Genomic DNA, 254 nt, shown 5'->3' with positions numbered 1-254 from the left:
GTATTATATGGGGTCAGGTCGGAGGATTGTCTATTTTAAACAGGCAATCCTCCGTGCTTAGCTCATTTCATTTTTTGAACAAATAGGTTTTCCGAAGCTAACCTCATTTCGCTTAACAGTTTTCACTGTTCAAATATTTTTAGATATTCTTTATAACCTTCCTTTTCCAGGTCTTCTTTCCTGATAAACTTGAGGGAAGCACCGTTTATGCAATACCTGAGCCCGCCCATATGTCTTGGTCCGTCGTTAAATAC

At 39.0% G+C, this 254-nt stretch carries 1 protein-coding gene; it reads right to left on the bottom strand.

Annotated elements, in window-relative coordinates; all coding sequences use genetic code 11:
- Positions 1–122: 122 nt before the first annotated feature.
- Positions 123–254, bottom strand: a 132-nt coding sequence (locus tag FQ664_RS26440) for a peptide-methionine (R)-S-oxide reductase (protein WP_178091104.1), incomplete at its 5' end; no start/stop codon positions are given.

Source organism: Pseudomonas persica (assembly GCF_900291015.1).
Classification (GTDB): Bacteria; Pseudomonadota; Gammaproteobacteria; order Pseudomonadales; family Pseudomonadaceae; genus Aquipseudomonas.
Note: the sequence above shows the minus strand (reverse complement) of the source record. Positions and strands in the feature narration are given on the sequence as shown.